The following is a 1345-nucleotide window of genomic DNA, read 5'->3' on the forward strand; positions in this document are numbered from 1 at the left end:
GCCCGGCGAGGGCCTGCCGCCAGTAGCCGACCTGCCGGGCGATCCGGCTGTCCGGGTCCTCCTCGTCGCCGAGGAGGTCCCGCTGCCAGAGCGCGTAGTCCGCGTACTGGACCGGCAGCGGCTCCCAGACGGGCGCCTGTCCGGCGGCGCGGGCGGCGTACGACGACGACAGGTCGGCGGCGAGCGGGCGGGTCGACCAGCCATCGCCGGCGATGTGGTGCACGACGACGACCAGGACGTGCTCGTCCGTGCCGGTGCTGAACAGCCAGGCGCGGACCGGCACCTCGGCGGCCAGGTCGAACCGGTGTTGTGCCGCCGCCGTCACGGCCGCCGGGAGGTCGGCCGCGGCGATGTCGGCGACGTGGAGCTGCCGGTCGAGGTCGCCGGCGGGGAGCACGAGCTGGTGCGGCCGGCCGTCGACGGCGGGGAACACGGTGCGCAGCGACTCGTGCCGGCCGATGACGTCGCGGAACGCCGCGTCGAGGGCCGCCGGGTCGATGTCGCCGGACAGGCCGAGGACGTCGGTGATGTTGTATGTCGCGCTGGGGCCTTCCAGCTGCCACAGGAACCACAGCCGCTGCTGCGCGTAGGACAGCGGGACGAGGTCCGGCCGTTCCCGTGGCGCGAGCGCCGGCCGGGGGCTCTCCGTGCCGGCGCGCAGCCGCCCGGCGAGGCGGGCCGGTGTCGGCGCCTCGAACAGGGTCCGCAGCGGCAGTTCGACGCCGAGGACGGCCCGGACCCGGCTCGCCAGCCGCGCGGCGAGCAGCGAGTGCCCGCCGAGGGCGAAGAAGTCGTCGTCGACGCCGGCCGACGGGAGCCCGAGGACGTCGGCGAAGGCCTGGCAGAGCAGCTCCTCGCGGACGTCGGCGGGGCGGCGCCCGGCGGTGCCGTCGAACCGGGGCTCGGGCAGCGCCTTGCGGTCGAGCTTGCCGTTGACGGTCAGCGGCAGCTCGTCCAGGGTCACGAACGCGGCCGGCACCATGTACTCCGGCAGCCGCCCCGCCACGAACTCCCGCAGGCCGTCCGCGCTGCCGACGACGTAGGCGACGAGCCGCTCCTCGCGGAGCAGGACCACCGCCTGCGAGACGCCCAGGTGCTGCTGCAGCACGGCCTGGATCTCGCCCAGCTCGATCCGGAACCCGCGCAGCTTCACCTGCTCGTCGACCCGGCCGAGGAAGACGAACTGCCCGTCGCCGGTCCAGCGCACGAGATCGCCGGTGCGGTACAGCCGTCCGGGCCCGAACGGGTCGGCGACGAACCGCTCCGCCGTCAACGTCGGCCGGTTCAGGTAGCCACGCGCCAACTGCGTGCCCGCCAGGTACAACTCACCCGCCACACCCACCGG

General features: G+C 75.1%; 1 protein-coding gene. It reads right to left on the minus strand.

What is annotated here, in order from left to right; translation table 11 throughout:
- Window positions 1-1336 (minus strand): condensation domain-containing protein (locus tag AB0I21_RS57485; RefSeq protein ID WP_360574538.1); only part of this gene is annotated, 1336 nt, incomplete at its 3' end.
- Between the last annotated feature and the right edge of the window lie 9 nt (window positions 1337-1345).

Origin of the sequence: Dactylosporangium sp. NPDC050588 (genome assembly GCF_040654975.1) — a bacterium.
Taxonomy (GTDB): Bacteria; Actinomycetota; Actinomycetes; order Mycobacteriales; family Micromonosporaceae; genus Dactylosporangium; species Dactylosporangium maewongense.